Here is a 16,282-nt window from a genome sequence, read left to right as displayed (position 1 = left end):
GAGACCGATCAGGCCTCTAGAATGATCATTCTAGAATAGTTGTTCTAGAATGGCCAGGGTGAAGACCGATGAACGCATCGTGATGGCGATGACCGAACTCCTGCGCCGGCAGGGGTATGCCGCGACCGGGATCAAACAGGTCGTCGAGTTGTCCGATGCCCCCATCGGATCGATCTACCACCACTTCAAGGGCGGCAAGCGCGACATCGCGGCGGCCGCACTCCGACAGTCCGGAACGGCCTACGGTGAGTTGGTCGGCATGCTCCTGGCGCCCTACGACGACCCCGCCGACGGGATCGAGGCGGCGTTCGTCGCCGCAGCAGAGACCATCGAACAGGGCGGCTGGCTGAACATGTGCCCCGTGGGGACCGTCGCAGGTGAGATCGCCGACGCCGAACCGGACCTCCGAGAGATCGCCGCAGAGGTCATGTCATCGTGGATCGACGCCGGCGCGGCGCTGTTCACGGCGCGCGGACTCCCCGTGGCGGACGCCCGCTCACTGATGTCGGCGGTGGTCTCGGCACTCGAGGGAGCGTTCATCGTCGCCCGCACCCAGCGCTCCACCGACGCGATCCTCGCCGCGGGTCGAGCGATGGGCTGTTACGCGCGAGCGCTCACCACACAGGCACGGACGGAAGCGATCTCACAGTCGGGCGAGGTAGGTCGGTAGGGCGTCCTCGACGACGAGGGACTGCAACGCGAAGCGGAGCTGGGCCTCGACGTACCGGTCGAGGTCGTATCCGGGCGCGAAATGCCAATGTTTGAGCGCCCATCCGTGCGCCAGCATCATCAGGTCGAAGACCACGAGGTCGGCGTCGACATCGAGGATGAGCCCGGCCTCGATGCCGGCGGTGACCGCGGCACGCATCGGGGCGGAGGTCTCGACCTCGAGTTCCTTGATCCGCTCGCGTCCCGCCGCGTCGAGGGTGCGGCTCTCCCGGTAGGTCAGCACGACGGCGTCGCGGTTCTCGTCGACGATGGTCGCGTACTGACGGAATCCCGCGATCAACTGCTCGACGGGGTCGTCGCCGGCACGGTCCATGGCGGGCTGGAGCTGATCGCGGAACGCCTCGAGAATGTCGACGATCGCGGCGAGCAGGATCTCTTCCTTGCCGCCGAAGTACTTGTAGAACAGGCCGACGCTCACCTGCGCCTCCTCGGCGAGCGCCTGCATCGACATCTGGTGGAAGCCGGTGCGCTCCATGACCTTCACCGCGGCGTCGAGCAGCTGACGGCGGCGCGTGGTGACGCGCACCGCGCGCACCGCCTCCTCGACGGCCAGGTCGGCCGACGACCTCGCCGTGGCGGGTTTCGCCATCGCAGTACTTCCTTCTGGTCCGCTCATGAGCATCGATTCGAACCACCGGACTGTGGACCCGGCGCGATGAATCAGGGTTCGCTCACTGTACAAGTCCTACAGACCGAGGTCTTTGGCGACGATGGTCTTCATGATCTCGGTGGTGCCGCCGTAGATGGTCTGGATGCGGGCGTCGACGAACGCGCGCGACACCGAGTACTCGCGCATGTAGCCGTAGCCGCCGTGCAGTTGCAGGCATCGGTCGGCGGTGCGTACCTGCAGCTCGGTGGCCCACCATTTGAGTTTCGCGGCCCGCGCGGGCGTCAGCTCCCCGGCCGCGTGTTCGGCGATGCAGTCGTCGAGGAACGTGCGGGCGATGTCGAGTTCGGTCGCGAGCTCGGCGGCGACGAACTGGGTGTTCTGGAACGACGAGACCGGCGATCCGAACGCGGTGCGCTCCCGCACGTACTCCAGGGTGCGCGCGAAGGTGCCCTCAGCGGCCGCGACGGCACCGACGGCCAGCGACAGCCGTTCCTGCGGAAGGTTGCGGACGAGCTGATAGAAGCCCTCACCCTCCTCGCCCAGCCGGTTGGCCGCGGGGACGCGCATGTCCTCGAAGGAGAGTTCGCTGGTGTCCTGCGCGTGCAGGCCGATCTTGTCGAGTTTGCGACCCCGCACGAATCCGGGAGTCTCGGCCTCGACGACGAAAAGCGTGAGCCCCTTGTGCTTCTCGGAACTCGTCCGGGTGGCGACGACGAAGAGGTCGCCGTTGCGACCGTTGGAGATGAAGGTCTTCGCACCGTTGACGACGTAGTGGTCGCCGTCGCGGACGGCGGACGTGCGGATACCGGTGAGGTCGCTGCCCGCCCCGGGTTCGGTCATCGCGATCCCCAGCACGGTGTCGCCGCCGACCACTCCGGGCAGCCAGCGCGCCTTCTGCTCGTCGGTGGTCAGCTCGGTGAGATACGGCAGGACGACGTCGTTCTGCAGGGAGAAAGCGATGGCCTCGGCGGCGGCGCCGGTCCGCGCCACCTCGTCGATCAGGATCGCGTTGTATCGGAAGTCGTCGACCCCGGGACCACCGAACTGTTCGGGTACGGGAAAGCCGAGGAGCCCGTTCTTGCCCGCCTCGACGAAGAGGCCGCGATCCCACTGCCCGGCGTTCTCCCAGTCGGCGTGCGCAGGCGTGATCTGTTCGGCCACAAAGCGTCTGACCGTCTCACGGAAGTGCTTGTGTTCGAGCTCGTGGGTGAGTGAGGACATCGATTCTCCCGTTCGGGTGTGTCAGCCGTGGACGCGGTCGGTGGCCGGCGCGGCGAATGCGCCGTCGGTCATCTCCCGTGCAGCGGATTCGGCGGCCTTGTAGTGCAGCTTCTTCCCGGTCGCCGACACGGGTAGGGACTCGACGATGCGGTATGCGCGTGGCCGTTTGAAGCGCGACAGCATCGGATGTGTGCGGCAGTACGCGTCGAGATCCTCTGGCGTTGGCGCATCCCCGTCGGCGGGTACGATGTAGGCGACTACGAGACTTCCCCACTGCTCGTCGGGGACACCCACCACCAGCGAATCCGACACGCCCGGATGGCCGTTCAGCGCCTCCTCGACCTGGACCGGGTGGACGTTCTCGCCGCCGGACAGGAGCATGTCGTCCTTGCGTCCGACGATGGTGACGAACTCGCCCGAATCCCAGGTGGCCAGGTCGCCGATGTGCAGCCAGCTCCCGTTGTACTTCGCCCTCTCCTGCTGTGGGGAGTCGTAGTAGGCGGCCGCGCATTTGGGCGACCGAATGATGACCTCGCCGACTTCTTCACCGTCGCGGGCGACGACCTCATCCGGGCTCGCCAGATGGCCGTCGTCGTGGACGCGGACCACGCGGACGTCGTCGTCGATGCAGGCGCGGCCGGCGGTACCGGCGTGATCGGGCAGGTCGTCGGGACGCAGGAAGGTGTTCCAGAAACCCTCGGTGCTGCCGTAGCCGTTGAAGATCCGCGGGGTGAGGACCTCTTGGTAGCGCAGCGCCGCCTCACGTTCGAGCGGTGCGCCCATCGTGACGATGCCGCGCAGACTGGTGAGATCGCGCGGGTTCGCCGACTGTGCGCCGGCGAGCATCGCCAGGTTGGTCGGCGCACCGATCAGGAACGTCAGCCGGTACTTCTCCACCCAGTCGAGCGTCAGCTCCGGATCGAACGTGCGCATCGGGACGACCGAGGAACCCAGGTAGAACGACGGATTGGGCCCGGCGCAGTAGAGTCCGCCCCGGTGGAACCAGGGCGTCATGTTCAGCGTCCGGTCGTCCGGGGACAGAGGGAAGTGCATGATCACGTCGTGCGCCGAAAAGATCTCGATGGCCGAGTTCATCGGCACCGCCTTGGGCATCCCGGTCGTCCCTGATGTGTACAGCCGGGTGGTCTCGTCGAAGACGCCACGCGCGACGGTCGGCGCCGCACCGCCGGTGACGGGTAGGTCGTCGAAGCGGATGGAGCCGGGGACGAGTTCCCCGTCGCCGACTCCGACGAGCAGTTCCGGCGTGTGGTCGGCGAGCGCGATGGCCTCGTCGACCATCGCACCGATGGAGGCGTCGTAGACGTAGACCTTCGGCCGGCTGATGTCGAGGATGACAGCCGTCTCCCCGGCCGCGAGCCGGAAGTTCACCGGCGACCCGACCGCTCCGGCTGCCTGCGTCGCCAGGTAGAGCTGGGCGAACTCCGGGCCGTTGAGCAACTGGTAACCCACCACGTCGCCGTCGGTCACCCCGCGATCGGCGAGACCGGCCGCGAGTTCGTCCACCGCCGAACCGAGTTGGGCGTACGTCCACTGGCGGCCGGTGAGTGGGTCGATCATCGCGACCTCGCCGGCGTAGCGGCCGACGTTGCGGCGGAATCCGTTCAGGTAGGTGAACTCGTGCTCGAAGAAACTTCGGTACGCGTGCGCGTCGTAGACGTAACTCGTCTCGGGGGTCATGTCGATTCCCTCGGTTCTCTTCTCGGTCCGGGGTGGGTGGTGGCCGGTCAGCCGGCCATGGTGAGACCGCCGCTGACGCTGATCACCTGACCGGTGATGAACGACGCCGCGGGCGAGGCGAAGAACAGGACGGGTGCGGCCACCTCGTCGGGGCGAGCGAGCCTCCGGAACGGGATCGCCTTCACCAGAGCCTCTTTCAGCTTCTCCGGTTGTGCTTGGAAGAGCGGGGTGTCGGTCGGTCCGGGGCAGACCGCATTGACGGTGATCTGATAACGGGCCATCTCCCGCGCGAGCGACTTCGAAAGGGCGATGACGCCGCCCTTCGCGCCGGCGTAGATGGTCTCGCCCGCCGATCCGACGCGACCGGCGTCGGAGGCGAGGTTGACGACGCGGCCACCCTGCCAGCCGTCGGCCTTCGACGCCTCCACCATGCCGGGCAGGAACGCGCTGGCCATGTGCACGGGGCCGAGGTAGTTGATGGCCACCACCTTCTCGGCGAACTCGGTGGTGGCGTTCAGGAACTGGTCCGTGCGGTCCCAGCCGGCCGCGTTGACGAGAATGTCGGGGACACCGACCTCGGCGTTCACGGCGTCCCGCAGTTCGTCGACCTTCGCCCGGTCGGCGACGTCGACGGCCATCGGGATGATGGAACCGGCCTCCTCCGCGGTGCGCTTGGCGGCGTCGAGGTCGAGGTCGGCCGCGACCACCGTGGTGCCCTCTGCCGCGAAGCCGAGCGCGATGGCCTTGCCGATGCCGGACCCGGCTCCGGTCACGACGGCGATGTGCTTGTCACTCATGAGATTTCCTCTGTGCTGTCGCTGGACGGTGATCAGGCACCGACGTACTGGTTGAACTGCGGTGTGCGCTTCTCCGCGAAGGCGTTGGCCCCCTCGAGTCCTTCGGGGGAGTGCGTGAAGAGGTCGAGCGCGCTCATCGCGAGATTCGACAGCCCGGCCTGATGATCGGTGTCGGCGTTGAAGCTCTGCTTGAGGAAACGCAGCGTGGTGGGCGACTTCTCGGCGATCTCGGCGGCGATCTTCTTCGCCTCGTCGAGCAGATCCGCGGCCGGGACGACCCAGTTGACCAGACCCCACCGTTCGGCGGTCTCGGCGTCGTACTGCCGGCAGAGATACCAGATCTCGCGGGCCCGCTTCTCCCCCACGACACGGGCGAGGAAGGCCGAGCCGAACCCGGCGTCGAAGGAGCCGACCTTGGGTCCGGACTGACCGAAGCGCGCGGTGTCTGCGGCGATGGTGAGGTCGCACAGGACGTGCAGCACGTGACCACCGCCGATGGCGAGTCCGTTGACCGCGGCGATGACCGGCTTCGGGATGTCGCGAATCGTCTTGTGCAGGTTCCCGATCTCGAACATGCCGCTCTCGCTCGGTCCGTAGTCGCCGGTCTCGGCACGCTGTTTCACGTCTCCGCCGGTGCAGAACGCCTTCTCGCCGGCTCCGGTGAGGATGACCGCCTGCACTCCGTTGTCGGCCCAGGCACGTCGGAAGGCGTTGATCATCTCCTCGACCGTCTTGGCCCGGAAGGCGTTGTACCGATGCGGTCGGTTCATGGTGATGATCGCGGTGGGTCCCTCGACCGTGTAGTCGATGTCTTCGTAATCCATCCTGCTCACTCCTTGTGTGGGGAATCGCCCGGGGCATGTCCATGCGGGGCGTCTGCAGTGGTCAACGGCGTCTCGGGCGCCGCGGGGAGTCCATTTATGAACTGTGGTGTTTGTATGAGTGAACGTACATTCATCGCGTCTGCTGTGTCAAGGGTCACTGTCGGATCCATGCCGATCCGAGCGGTTCGTTCGCCATGCACACAGGGCCGGGCGAACCTAGACTTCGGGGAACCATGAGATTCACCCAGACCATCTCCGGCACGACCTATGAGTTCGACGGCCTCGTCGAACTCATGGCGAAGGCCACACCCCGCCGCTCGGGTGACGAGCTGGCCGGCTGCGCCGCCACGTCGGGTGCCGAACGTGCAGCTGCGGCATGGCAATTGGCCGATGTCCCGCTCTCGGAATTTCTCGTCGATCTCCTCGTCCCGTATGAGTCGGACGAGGTGACCCGGCTCATCGTCGACACCCACGATCGCGCGGCCTTCGACGAGATCTCGCACCTGACCGTCGGCGGGTTCCGCGACTGGCTGCTCGAGATCTCCACCCGCGCCGACGCTGCCGAACGCATCGCCCGCATCTCCCCTGCTGTCACTCCCGAGATGGCGGCCGCGACATCGAAGATCATGCGCAACCAGGATCTGATCCTGGTTGCCTCGGCCATCCGGGTGACCTCGGCCTTCCGCACCACGATCGGACTCCCCGGCCGGATCGCCACCCGCCTGCAGCCCAACCACCCGACCGACGACCCGCGCGGAATCGCCGCAGCCACGCTCGACGGCCTGCTGATGGGTTGTGGCGACGCGGTGATCGGGATCAACCCGGCGTCGGACTCACCACAGGCGACCGCCGACCTGCTGCACATGCTCGACGAGATCCGTCAGCGGTTCGAGATCCCGATGCAGTCCTGCGTCCTCTCCCACGTCACCACCACCGTCGACCTGATCGGTCAGAACGTCCCGGTGGACCTCGTGTTCCAGTCCATCGCCGGAACCGAAGGAGCCAACACGGGATTCGGGGTGAACCTCTCGATCCTGCAGGAGGCCAACGAGGCCGGCCGGTCCCTGCGACGCGGCACGGTCGGCGACAACGTCATGTACCTGGAGACCGGTCAGGGGTCCGCATTGTCGGCGGGCGCCCACCTCGGCACCGGGGGCAAGCCCGTCGACCAGCAGACCCTCGAGACGAGGGCCTACGCGGTGGCGCGCGCACTGGACCCGTTGCTGATCAACACCGTCGTCGGGTTCATCGGCCCGGAATACCTCTACGACGGCAAACAGATCATCCGCGCCGGACTCGAAGATCACTTCTGCGGCAAGCTCCTCGGACTCCCGATGGGCGTCGACGTCTGCTACACCAACCATGCCGAGGCCGACCAGGACGACATGGACACCCTGCTCACGCTCCTCGGTGTCGCCGGTGCGGCGTTCGTGATCGCGGTGCCCGGCGCCGACGACGTCATGCTCGGCTACCAGAGCCTGGCGTTCCACGACGCGCTGTACGTCCGCCAGGCACTCGGGTTGCGCCCCGCGCCGGAGTTCGAGGCGTGGCTCGCCCGACTCGGCATGTCCGACGCCGACGGCCGAATCCTCCCGGTCGATCCGGCCTCCTCCCCGCTCCTGCCCCTGGCGGCCGGGCGATGAGCACCCCGGACCGGTCTCCGGTCTCCGACGGCGACGACGTCTGGGCCGCGATGCGGCGGACCACTCAGGCGCGCATCGGTTTGGGGCGCGCCGGGAACTCGTTGCCGTCGCGTCGCGTGCTGGAGTTCCAGGCTGCGCACGCGGCAGCGCGGGACGCCGTTCACGAACCCCTCGACGCCGAGGCCGTCGCCGAGTCGCTCGCCGACCTCGACCTCGGCGATCCGGTCGTCGTGACGAGCCGGGCGTCCGACCGAGGCGAGTACCTGCGCCGGCCCGATCTCGGCCGGATGCCGGAGGATCTGTCCGCCCTCACCGAGTGCGGCGCCGAGATCGGCATCGTCATCGCCGACGGCTTGTCGCCGCGCGCGGTCGTCGATCATGCTCACGGCCTCGTGGCCGCACTCCTCGACGCCTTCGAGGATCGCTACACCATCGCGCCGCCGGTGATCGCCACCCAGGCACGCGTCGCACTCGGCGACCACATCGGTGAGGCACTCGGCGCGACGACCCTCATCGTGATCATCGGTGAACGGCCGGGACTGTCGGTCGCCGACAGCCTCGGCATCTACCTGACCCATCTGCCCCGGCCCGGCCGCACCGACGCCGATCGCAACTGCATCTCCAACATCCACCCGCCAGACGGACTGCACTACGAGGTCGCCGCACGGATCACCACCGCACTGGTCGACGGCGCCCGCAAACTCGGCCGGTCGGGGGTGGCGCTCAAGGACACCTCCCGCCAGGCCGCCCGCGAAAACCTCGACGACGCAGACGAGCTCACCGTCGAGCCGTCCTGACCTGGTGCCCGGTCCCAACCCTCACATCCCGAGGATCTTGGCCTTCTGCGCGGCGAACTCGGCTTCGGTGAGGATGCCCTGCTGATACAGCGCACCGAGTTCCTTCAGAGCCGTGATCGTGTCCGTACTGCTCGACTGCGCCGGCGGTCGGGGCGGCTGTGGCGGGGGCGGCGACTCCGGGTACGGGGTCGGCGCGTACTGGGGTGGCGGGTACTGCTGAGCGGTCGGATCCTGCTGGGTGACGGTGCCCTGTTGTGCCCAGCGACTCGCCTGGCGTCGGGACACCCGATTGCTCACCGCCGTGGCGGTTCCGGAGATGACGGCCGTGCGGGCGACCCCGCGGATCAGACCTGGCATGACACCTGTCCCTTCATTCCTCGATCGCGTCGAGCGTCTCGAGCAGCGCGTCGACCGGGATCCGGCCCGACGCGACCACTCGCCCGCCGTTGTTGCGCAGGGCGGTGGCGAACGGCGCCGCCCACAGGTTCTCCCACACGAGAATCGCTGCGCTGGAACCGGGTTCCAGTGCGGCGGCGGCCTCGCGGATGTCGGTGTCGTCGAGAATCGACGTCGCCGCACCGTCGAAGATCGCGAATTCGGCGCCCAGCTCTCCGATCCCGAGCTCGGCGATGGTGCCGTCGGTCGCCTTCGACACGAAGACGATGTCGATGAGTCGCACGATCCCGCGGTCGATCAGGTCCATCAGGTAGGGCAACGCCTCACCCGTGGGCTGCGTCCCCGCCCACTCGACGACGACGTAGTCGACCGGACCGAGTTCGGGACCCGCCGAGTCGTCGTCGGCGGTCATGACCGCAGATCCACGACGGACCCACCCGGCTCCGATTCGTACAGTGCGCCGATCTCGGCTGCGTACTTGGCCGCGATCGGGTTGCGACGCAACTTCATCGTCGGGGTCAGCTCGTCGCCGCCCGGGTCCCACGCCGCCGGGACGATGGTGAATCGTTTCACCTGTTCGACGCGGGACAGCTTTCCGTTGCCGGTCCGGATCGCCGACGAGACCTCCTCCACGATCTCGGGATGCGTCGACAACTCGGCCAGGTCGGCGTTCGGCATGCTCAGCCTCTTGGCGCGTACCGCCACTGCCTCCGGGTCGAGGACCACGAGTGCGGACACATAGGGTTTCGAATCCCCGATCGCCGCGACCTGACCGATCAACGACGACGCCGCCTTCATCGCGTTCTCGATGTTGGTGGGTGACATGTTCTTTCCGGACTCGTTGATGATGAGTTCCTTCTTGCGGTCGACGATGATCACGTTGCCGTCGTCGTCGATCTTCGCGATATCCCCGGTGGACAGCCAACCGTCGGCGTCGATCGTCTCGGCCGTCTTCTCGGGTTGGTTGCGGTAGCCGCGCATCACGACGGGGCCGCGGACGAGCAGTTCACCGTCGTCGGCGAGCCTGACCTCCATCCCTCGTATCGGCGGGCCCACGGTGCCGATCTTCAGATTGTCCGGGGTGGTCATCGTCGAGACGCCGGTGGTCTCCGACATCCCCCAGACCTCCAGGATCGGAATCCCCAGCCCCAGGAAGAACTTCAGCACCTCTACCGGGATCGCCGCGGCTCCCGATCCCGCGAAGACCACCTCGTCGAGTCCGAGTGCGGCACGCACCTTGTGCAGGACCAGCTTGTCGGCGATTCCGTGCTGGACGCCGCCCAGAAGGCCGCTCCCCTTGCCGTCGATACGCGCCTGCGCGGTCGATGCGCCGACCCCGAAAGCCCAACCGGCGAGAGCCCTCTTGACCGGACTGGACTCCTCGGCGACCTTGGCCTCGATGCCGGCGCGGATCTTCTGCCACACCCGCGGAACCCCGAAGAAGAACGTCGGATGCACTTCGGGTAGAGCCGTCGCGATCTCGCGCGGATCGGGCACTGTGGTGATCTGTATCCCGCGCATCAGGTTCGCTGCATGCGACGACACCCGGTCGGCGATGTGGGCAGCCGGCAGATACGAGATCGAGCGGTCGTCGAATCCCACGTCGAGCTTCTCGGCGAGAGCCGCCATCTCCGCGACGATGTTGCGATGGGTGATCTCGACGCCCTTGGGCGGCCCAGTGGTGCCCGATGTGTAGATCAGGGTCGCGAGGTCCTCGGGTTCGACTGCCTGCCACGACGCGGCGAAGTCGAAACCCTCTGGCGGAGGCGTGCGTTCGACGTCGTCGAGTGAGATGGCGCCGTCGGCCACGTCGTCGACGACGACAATGCGTTCGACGCCGGTGTTCGCGGCGGTGATCACCGGCAGGAAGACCTGCTCGGTGATCACGATCCTGTTCTCGGCGTTGCCGAACAGGTACTCGATCTGGTCAGGGGCGCTGGTGTTGTAGATCGAGAACGGGACCGCACCGAGGTGGAGTGCCGCGGTGTCGACCAGATGGAACTCCGGCCGGTTGGTCAGCATGATGCCGACCGTGTCCCCGCGCCCCACGCCGAGGGCGGCGAGACCGCCGGCGATCGCCTCCACGCGGGTCGCGTACTGCGACCAGGTGAGCTGCTGGATGCCACCGACGGTACGGATCGCCACGGCGTCCGGACGGACGGTGACGGTCTGCTGGAACGCGGCCGGGAGCGTCGACACGTCGACGCCGGTCTCATGGGGAAAGGTGATCAGGTCTGCTGCGGTCATCTGGGCCCCTACTCGCCAGTGCGATGGTTGTGTTGCGCATCACACTAGCGAGTAGTTGCAGCAGCAAGGATCGGTTCACGCAAACGCGACCCGGATCGACAACCTGCAGGTCAAGACCGTTTGTCAAGCGAAGGACTCGAGTCGATCGACGACAGAGTCCACGCCCCGTCACCGGTCAGTTCGAGCACTTCGGTGTGGTGCTGATCGGTGGTGCTGCGGTGGCTGACCGACACCAGGATCGTGTCCGGGAGTTCGGTGCGTACCAGTTGATACAGCGCGTACTCGAGGCCCTCGTCGACCGCCGAGGTCGCCTCATCCATGAACACCGCCTGCGGCTTCGTCAACAGGATTCGGGCGAACGCCACGCGCTGCTGCTCACCCGGCGACAGGACCTTGGCCCAGTCCTCCTCGTCGTACAGGCGGCCGGTCAGGTGCGGCAGGAAGACCTGCTCCAGAGCCTGTTTGATCGCCTCGTCACCGACATCGTCGGGCAGCGCCGGGTAGGCGACGGCTGTACGGAGGTCACCGAGCGGGATGTAGGGCATCTGGGACAGGAACAAGGTGTGCGCGTCCGGTGGACGGGAGAACTCACCATCGATGAACGGCCACAGGCCCGCGAGTCCGCGAAGCAAGGTGGTCTTACCCGAACCGGACCGGCCCTTGACGACGAGTGCGTCACCGGGGTCGAGCGAGATGTTGAGCGCGCGGATCAGTTCGTCGCCGGTCGGGGTCTTGACGCTGATATCGGCGAGACGAACAGCCCGGTCCCGATCCACGGTCGTGATCTCGGGCATGGCACGCGACTTCACGTCGGCATCGGCGAGCCCGTCGAGACGGATGATCGAGGCGCGCAGGCCGGTGAAGTCGTCGTACGCGGTCCGGAAGAACGACAACGCGTCGTGCATCTCGCCGAAGGCCGATGCGGTCTGCTGCATGTCGCCGAGTTTGATCTGCCCGTCGAAGAATCGTGGGATCTGAACCAGGTACGGGAACACCACCGCGAGCTGGCTGACGCTGAAGTTCCAGCCGACGAAGGCCATCTGGACGTGGATGATCTGCCAGTAGTTCCTGATGACCGCCGCGAAGCGTGACATCAGGCCGTTGTGCTCGACGCGTTCGCCGCGATAGAACGCGATGTTCTCGGCCCCGTCGCGGACTCGGACGAGGGCGTAGCGGAAGTTCGCGGTGAGACGTTCCTGCCAGAAGTTGAGTCGGATGAGCGGGCGGCCGATGGCGAAGGCCACGACGCTGGTCACGAGCACGTACACCAGGACCAGCCACATCATCATCCGCGGGATCTCGACGCCGAGGAGCGTCACCGGGCCCGAGAGGTCCCACAGGATCTTCGAGAACGACGCGATCGAGGCGACCGCGGTCAGCACACCGTTGGTCGACGAGCCACCGCCACCCCAGAGCAGCGACGACCCGACCGAGGCGACGTTGGTGATGTCGGCCTGGATGCGCTGGTCGGGGTTGTCGACGCCGGGATGGATGTCGGTCGGCTTCTGCGACGGCTCCGACGTGCGGCGGAACCACTTCCGGCGCATGAGGCCCGAGCTCAGGTCGACGAAACGATTGCGATAGAAAGCACGCCCGTCCATCCAGTCCGCCGCCGCGCCGCCGGTCATCCAGCGGCGCAGGTTGATCTCGAAGGCTGCCCCGACGTAGATCTCGATCATCGTGCGCACGACGTGGACTGTGGCGAGGATGCCGAACACCGCCATCGAGTGCCAGAAGGCGTCCTTGCCCATCTGCAGCATCTCGGCCCCCTGCGGGCCGCCGGCCCCCAGTCCCTCGGCGGCGGTCTGGAGACCTGTGAACAGATCGTTGCTGAAGTAGGAGAACAGCACGGTGATCCGCACACCGAGCAGTGCGAGCACCGTGAGCAGCGCGGCCAGTCCCCAGGCCTTGAGACGGGTGCCGGGCTCGGTGAAGAAACCACCGATCACGCGCCACAGCGGCCGGCCCCATCGGCTGAAGCGAGCGAGCAGGAAGCCGATGACGAGCATCGCGACCGCGGCGATGCCGAATGCGATGGCCAGCCACTTCAGGCTGGCCCAGACCTCGTTACCCCAGTCGATGCTGTACTCCACGCACACTCCCTACGCCTCGGATGTCGCAGCCGGGAATCCCGGCGACATCGCGGCCCGGCTGACTGCGGGGTGTCGAAAAAGGAATCGACACAACGTGTCCGGGCCCACCATTGATCCGGCGAAGTTTAACCCGGGGTTCACCGCCTGTCCGGACAACTGCCGCCCATGTCGCGGCGGGAGAACGGCGAAGACCCGGAGGATTCAGCCGAACGGCCGGAGGACCGCACCCTTCTGGAGGGCAGCGGTCGACACCGGTTGTGACAAGCTCTCGCCGACGCGGACGACATAGCCGGCATCGGTGTACTCCACCCCGTCGACCTCGAACGTCAGTTGGCAGCCCGTGTCGCTGCGGAGAAACCCGCTCAGCGAGGTCGTCGCAACCTCTCCGCCCGCGGCGTCGTAGACGAAGACCGGTGTCCCCCGGGCGATCTGTCCGCCGCCGGGCGCCGCAGCAACCTCTGTCGCGCAGTCGGCGACGACGCCGCCCTTCGCGGTGAAGGTCGGGGTGCGCAGCACACCCAACAGCAGGGCGCCGAGCGCGACGGCCGCGAACAGCACCATCGCGATCGTCGTACCCACGATGACCGGCACCCGGGTCCTGCGTTGCCACGTGCGGCGCGGCAGCGGAGGGCCCGGATCCAGCCACATCTCCTGGCCGATGGTCATTTCCGGTGCGTCACTTCTTCGGCGGAAAATACTTGATCAGTGCCTCCTGGACGACCGAGGTCGCGAGCGTGCCGTCGCGCGTCCAGAACCGTCCCGAGCCCATTCCGCGCGAACCGGTCGCCACCGGCGAACGCGTCGCGTACAGCAGCCAGTCGTCGAAGCGGAACTCGCGATGGAACCACATCGAGTGGTTGACGGTCGCGGCGAACAGCCGGTCGATGCCCCACGACAGTCCGTGCGTGGTGATGATCGAGTCGAGAACCGTGGTGTCCGAGGCGTAACACATTGCGGCGACGTGCATCACGGGATCGTCGGGCATCACGCCGTCGGCCTTCATCCACACCCGGTTGTCGGTGAGCTTGCGCCCCGCCTCCTTCGCCTTCCAGCTCGGGTCGTTGGCGAAGCGGATGTCGACGGGATGCAAGGCGTTCACGAAGGTCGCGATGCGGTCCTCGTAACCCTTGAAATGCTCACCGAGAGGCGGCAACTCCTCCGGGTAGGGCACCTGCGGGATCTCGACGGCGTGTTCGAGCCCGGCGGTGTTGTCCTGGAAGGCCACGAGCATCGTGAAGACCTGTTCGCCGTCCTGCTTGGCGGTGACCTGGCGATTGGCGAAGGACTTGCCGTCGCGGAATCGGTCGACGTGGTACTCCATCGGCTTGGTGACATCGCCACCACGGATGAAGTGGGCGTGCAGAGCGTGGATCGGCGGGTTGCCACGGGTAAGGCTGCGGGATGCGGCCACCACGCCCTGCCCGAGAAGCTGTCCACCGAAGGTCCGAGCGGTGACCTGCTCCGGGTGCTGCCCGATGAACACGTCCTCGTCGCGACGTTCGACGTCGAGCAGTGCCAGCAGCTTGCCGAGATCCCCGGCCTGTTCCACGGTCATGGCCTTCACCCTAGTGACAGACCGGGGCTCACACTCCTGGTGGTCTGCTCAACGCCTCCGGCGTCAGTGGTCTGCTCAACGCCTCCGGCGTCAGTGGTCTCCTTCAACGCCTCCGGCGTCAGTGGTCTGCTCAACGCCTCCGGCGTCAGTGGTCCTGCTCGCCGATGCGGTGGACGTGGATCATGTTCGTCGAGCCGACGGTGCCCGGCGGGGCGCCGGCCACGATGACCACCACGTCGCCCTCGGCCAGACGGCCGATGCGCAGCAGCTGGTGGTCGACCTGGTCGATCATGTGATCGGTGGTGTCGACGTGGTCGACGATGAAGGTCTCCGTGCCCCAGCTCAGGGCGAGCTGACTACGCACCTCCTGCGTCGGCGTGAAGGCCAGCAGCGGCAGGCGCGAGTGCAGCCGGGCGAGGCGTCGGACGGTGTCGCCGGACTGGGTGAACGCCACGAGCGCCTTGACCTCGAGGCGCTCACCGATGTCGCGCGCCGCGTACGAGATGACGCCGCGCTTGGTGCGGGGCACATGCGAGAGCGGTGGCACGTCGCGCGGGCCGGTCTCGACGGCCCGGCAGATGCGGTCCATCGTGCGGACGGTCTCGAGCGGGAACTTGCCCACCGACGTCTCGCCGGACAGCATGACCGCGTCCGCGCCGTCGAGGACCGCATTCGCGACGTCGGAGGCCTCGGCGCGGGTGGGGCGCGAGTTCTCGATCATCGAGTCGAGCATCTGGGTCGCGACGATCACCGGCTTGGCGTTCTCGCGGGCCATCTGGATGGCCCGCTTCTGCACCAGCGGTACCTCCTCGAGCGGCAGCTCGACACCCAGGTCGCCGCGGGCGACCATGATCGCGTCGAACGCCAGGACGATGGCCTCGAGGTTCTCGATGGCCTCCGGCTTCTCCAGCTTCGCGATGACCGGAACCCGGCGACCCACGCGGTCCATGACCTCGTGGACGAGTTCGATGTCGGACGGGCTGCGCACGAACGACAACGCGACCAGGTCGACGCCCAGGTCGAGTGCGAATTCGAGGTCGGCGATGTCCTTCTCGGACAATGCGGGCACCGAGACGCTCATACCCGGCATCGACAGGCCCTTGTTGTTGCTGACCGGACCGCCCTCGGTGACGGTGCAGACCACGTCGTTGCCGTCGATCGAGGCGACGGTAAGTCCGACCTTGCCGTCGTCGACCAGGAGCCGGTCGCCGGGGTGCGCGTCCTCGGACAGGTTCTTGTAGGTGGTCGAGACGCGGTCGTGGGTGCCCTCGACATCGTCGACGGTGATCCGGACATCCTCCCCCGTCTCCCAGACGGTGGCGCCGTCACAGCCGTCGAAACGGCCGAGCCGGATCTTGGGTCCCTGCAGGTCGGCGAGGATGCCGACGGCCTTCTCCGCAGCATCGGAGGCCTTGCGGACGCGCGCGTAGACGGCAGCATGGTCCTCATGCTTGCCGTGGCTGAAGTTCATCCGGGCCACATCCATACCGCTGGCGACGAGTTCCTTGAGCTTCTCGTCGCTGGAAGTGGCCGGACCCATGGTGCAGACAATCTTGGTTCGCCGAGTCACAACCTCACCTTAGTCCCGTCGGTGGTGCATCTCCACGCGCCGCCGAAGTCGTCACCCAGGGGTCATGTGGTGTTGTCGCTGGTGACAGCCCACTACTTTCCG

Annotated in this window: 15 protein-coding genes; 3 read left to right on the top strand and 12 right to left on the bottom strand. The window is 67.0% G+C overall.

Going from position 1 to position 16,282, the window contains the following annotated elements; translation table 11 throughout:
- The first annotated feature begins 49 nt into the window (after positions 1 to 49).
- Complete coding sequence (locus tag PWF70_RS09440) at positions 50 to 670, top strand: TetR/AcrR family transcriptional regulator (RefSeq protein WP_006360593.1); 621 nt, start codon at positions 50 to 52, stop codon at positions 668 to 670.
- Here PWF70_RS09440 and PWF70_RS09435 read toward each other — a convergent pair.
- From PWF70_RS09435 to PWF70_RS09415, 5 genes are all read right to left on the bottom strand, one after another.
- The gene (locus PWF70_RS09435; RefSeq protein WP_035755332.1) at positions 644 to 1,318 is read right to left on the bottom strand and encodes a TetR/AcrR family transcriptional regulator; all 675 of its coding nucleotides are present in this window, start codon (positions 1,316 to 1,318) and stop codon (positions 644 to 646) included. The genes PWF70_RS09440 and PWF70_RS09435 overlap by 27 nt on opposite strands.
- A 96-nt stretch (positions 1,319 to 1,414) precedes the next feature.
- On the bottom strand, positions 1,415 to 2,560 hold the full coding sequence (locus tag PWF70_RS09430; protein WP_155225213.1) for an acyl-CoA dehydrogenase family protein: 1,146 nt from the start codon (positions 2,558 to 2,560) through the stop codon (positions 1,415 to 1,417).
- A gap of 21 nt (positions 2,561 to 2,581) precedes the next feature.
- Positions 2,582 to 4,258, bottom strand: coding sequence for a class I adenylate-forming enzyme family protein (locus PWF70_RS09425; RefSeq protein ID WP_035755331.1), 1,677 nt, complete (start codon positions 4,256 to 4,258; stop codon positions 2,582 to 2,584).
- A gap of 47 nt (positions 4,259 to 4,305) precedes the next feature.
- Complete coding sequence (locus PWF70_RS09420) at positions 4,306 to 5,055, bottom strand: SDR family NAD(P)-dependent oxidoreductase (RefSeq protein WP_006360589.1); 750 nt, start codon at positions 5,053 to 5,055, stop codon at positions 4,306 to 4,308.
- A gap of 32 nt (positions 5,056 to 5,087) precedes the next feature.
- Positions 5,088 to 5,879 (bottom strand): enoyl-CoA hydratase-related protein, encoded by a 792-nt coding sequence (locus PWF70_RS09415; RefSeq protein ID WP_005196147.1) that lies wholly within the window; start codon positions 5,877 to 5,879, stop codon positions 5,088 to 5,090.
- Between the two features lie 233 nt (positions 5,880 to 6,112).
- On the opposite strand from PWF70_RS09415, the gene PWF70_RS09410 reads away from it, so the two are divergent.
- Both PWF70_RS09410 and eutC read left to right on the top strand, forming a co-directional pair.
- Complete coding sequence (locus PWF70_RS09410) at positions 6,113 to 7,522, top strand: ethanolamine ammonia-lyase subunit EutB (RefSeq protein WP_042376157.1); 1,410 nt, start codon at positions 6,113 to 6,115, stop codon at positions 7,520 to 7,522.
- Entirely contained in the window at positions 7,519 to 8,319 is an 801-nt protein-coding gene (gene eutC, locus PWF70_RS09405; RefSeq protein WP_006360587.1) for an ethanolamine ammonia-lyase subunit EutC, read from the top strand. Before PWF70_RS09410 ends, eutC begins: the two co-directional genes overlap by 4 nt.
- Positions 8,320 to 8,340: 21 nt before the next feature.
- On the opposite strand, the gene PWF70_RS09400 is transcribed toward eutC, so the two are convergent.
- From PWF70_RS09400 to pyk, 7 genes are all read right to left on the bottom strand, one after another.
- Positions 8,341 to 8,676, bottom strand: a complete 336-nt coding sequence (locus PWF70_RS09400; RefSeq protein ID WP_006360586.1) for an SHOCT domain-containing protein — start codon at positions 8,674 to 8,676, stop codon at positions 8,341 to 8,343.
- A 13-nt stretch (positions 8,677 to 8,689) separates the two neighbouring features.
- Positions 8,690 to 9,127, bottom strand: a complete 438-nt coding sequence (locus PWF70_RS09395; RefSeq protein ID WP_006360585.1) for a DUF6325 family protein — start codon at positions 9,125 to 9,127, stop codon at positions 8,690 to 8,692.
- Entirely contained in the window at positions 9,124 to 10,962 is a 1,839-nt protein-coding gene (locus tag PWF70_RS09390; protein WP_006360584.1) for an AMP-dependent synthetase/ligase, read from the bottom strand. Before PWF70_RS09390 ends, PWF70_RS09395 begins: the two co-directional genes overlap by 4 nt.
- A gap of 110 nt (positions 10,963 to 11,072) precedes the next feature.
- Entirely contained in the window at positions 11,073 to 13,055 is a 1,983-nt protein-coding gene (locus PWF70_RS09385; protein WP_155225212.1) for an ABC transporter ATP-binding protein/permease, read from the bottom strand.
- 201 nt (positions 13,056 to 13,256) lie between these two features.
- On the bottom strand, positions 13,257 to 13,721 hold the full coding sequence (locus tag PWF70_RS09380; RefSeq protein ID WP_035755326.1) for a hypothetical protein: 465 nt from the start codon (positions 13,719 to 13,721) through the stop codon (positions 13,257 to 13,259).
- 10 nt (positions 13,722 to 13,731) lie between these two features.
- On the bottom strand, positions 13,732 to 14,610 hold the full coding sequence (locus PWF70_RS09375) for an acyl-CoA thioesterase (protein WP_035755324.1): 879 nt from the start codon (positions 14,608 to 14,610) through the stop codon (positions 13,732 to 13,734).
- Between the two features lie 145 nt (positions 14,611 to 14,755).
- Complete coding sequence (gene pyk, locus PWF70_RS09370) at positions 14,756 to 16,180, bottom strand: pyruvate kinase (protein WP_035755322.1); 1,425 nt, start codon at positions 16,178 to 16,180, stop codon at positions 14,756 to 14,758.
- Between the last annotated feature and the right edge of the window lie 102 nt (positions 16,181 to 16,282).

This window comes from Gordonia sp. Swx-4 (genome assembly GCF_030316175.1).
Taxonomy (GTDB): domain Bacteria; phylum Actinomycetota; class Actinomycetes; order Mycobacteriales; family Mycobacteriaceae; genus Gordonia; species Gordonia alkanivorans.
This window is presented reverse-complemented; position numbering and strand designations above follow the sequence as displayed.

What these genes read in the sequence shown, in the direction of transcription:
- PWF70_RS09390 (WP_006360584.1), bottom strand. Translation starts at nt 10,962, where the DNA reads ATGACCGCAGCAGACCTGATCACCTTTCCCCATGAGACCGGCGTCGAC.
- PWF70_RS09375 (WP_035755324.1), bottom strand. Translation starts at nt 14,610, where the DNA reads ATGACCGTGGAACAGGCCGGGGATCTCGGCAAGCTGCTGGCACTGCTC.
- PWF70_RS09430 (WP_155225213.1), bottom strand. Translation starts at nt 2,560, where the DNA reads ATGTCCTCACTCACCCACGAGCTCGAACACAAGCACTTCCGTGAGACG.
- PWF70_RS09400 (WP_006360586.1), bottom strand. Translation starts at nt 8,676, where the DNA reads ATGCCAGGTCTGATCCGCGGGGTCGCCCGCACGGCCGTCATCTCCGGA.
- PWF70_RS09425 (WP_035755331.1), bottom strand. Translation starts at nt 4,258, where the DNA reads ATGACCCCCGAGACGAGTTACGTCTACGACGCGCACGCGTACCGAAGT.
- PWF70_RS09380 (WP_035755326.1), bottom strand. Translation starts at nt 13,721, where the DNA reads ATGACCATCGGCCAGGAGATGTGGCTGGATCCGGGCCCTCCGCTGCCG.
- PWF70_RS09435 (WP_035755332.1), bottom strand. Translation starts at nt 1,318, where the DNA reads ATGGCGAAACCCGCCACGGCGAGGTCGTCGGCCGACCTGGCCGTCGAG.
- PWF70_RS09440 (WP_006360593.1), top strand. Translation starts at nt 50, where the DNA reads ATGGCCAGGGTGAAGACCGATGAACGCATCGTGATGGCGATGACCGAA.
- eutC (WP_006360587.1), top strand. Translation starts at nt 7,519, where the DNA reads ATGAGCACCCCGGACCGGTCTCCGGTCTCCGACGGCGACGACGTCTGG.
- PWF70_RS09420 (WP_006360589.1), bottom strand. Translation starts at nt 5,055, where the DNA reads ATGAGTGACAAGCACATCGCCGTCGTGACCGGAGCCGGGTCCGGCATC.
- PWF70_RS09395 (WP_006360585.1), bottom strand. Translation starts at nt 9,127, where the DNA reads ATGACCGCCGACGACGACTCGGCGGGTCCCGAACTCGGTCCGGTCGAC.
- PWF70_RS09410 (WP_042376157.1), top strand. Translation starts at nt 6,113, where the DNA reads ATGAGATTCACCCAGACCATCTCCGGCACGACCTATGAGTTCGACGGC.
- PWF70_RS09415 (WP_005196147.1), bottom strand. Translation starts at nt 5,879, where the DNA reads ATGGATTACGAAGACATCGACTACACGGTCGAGGGACCCACCGCGATC.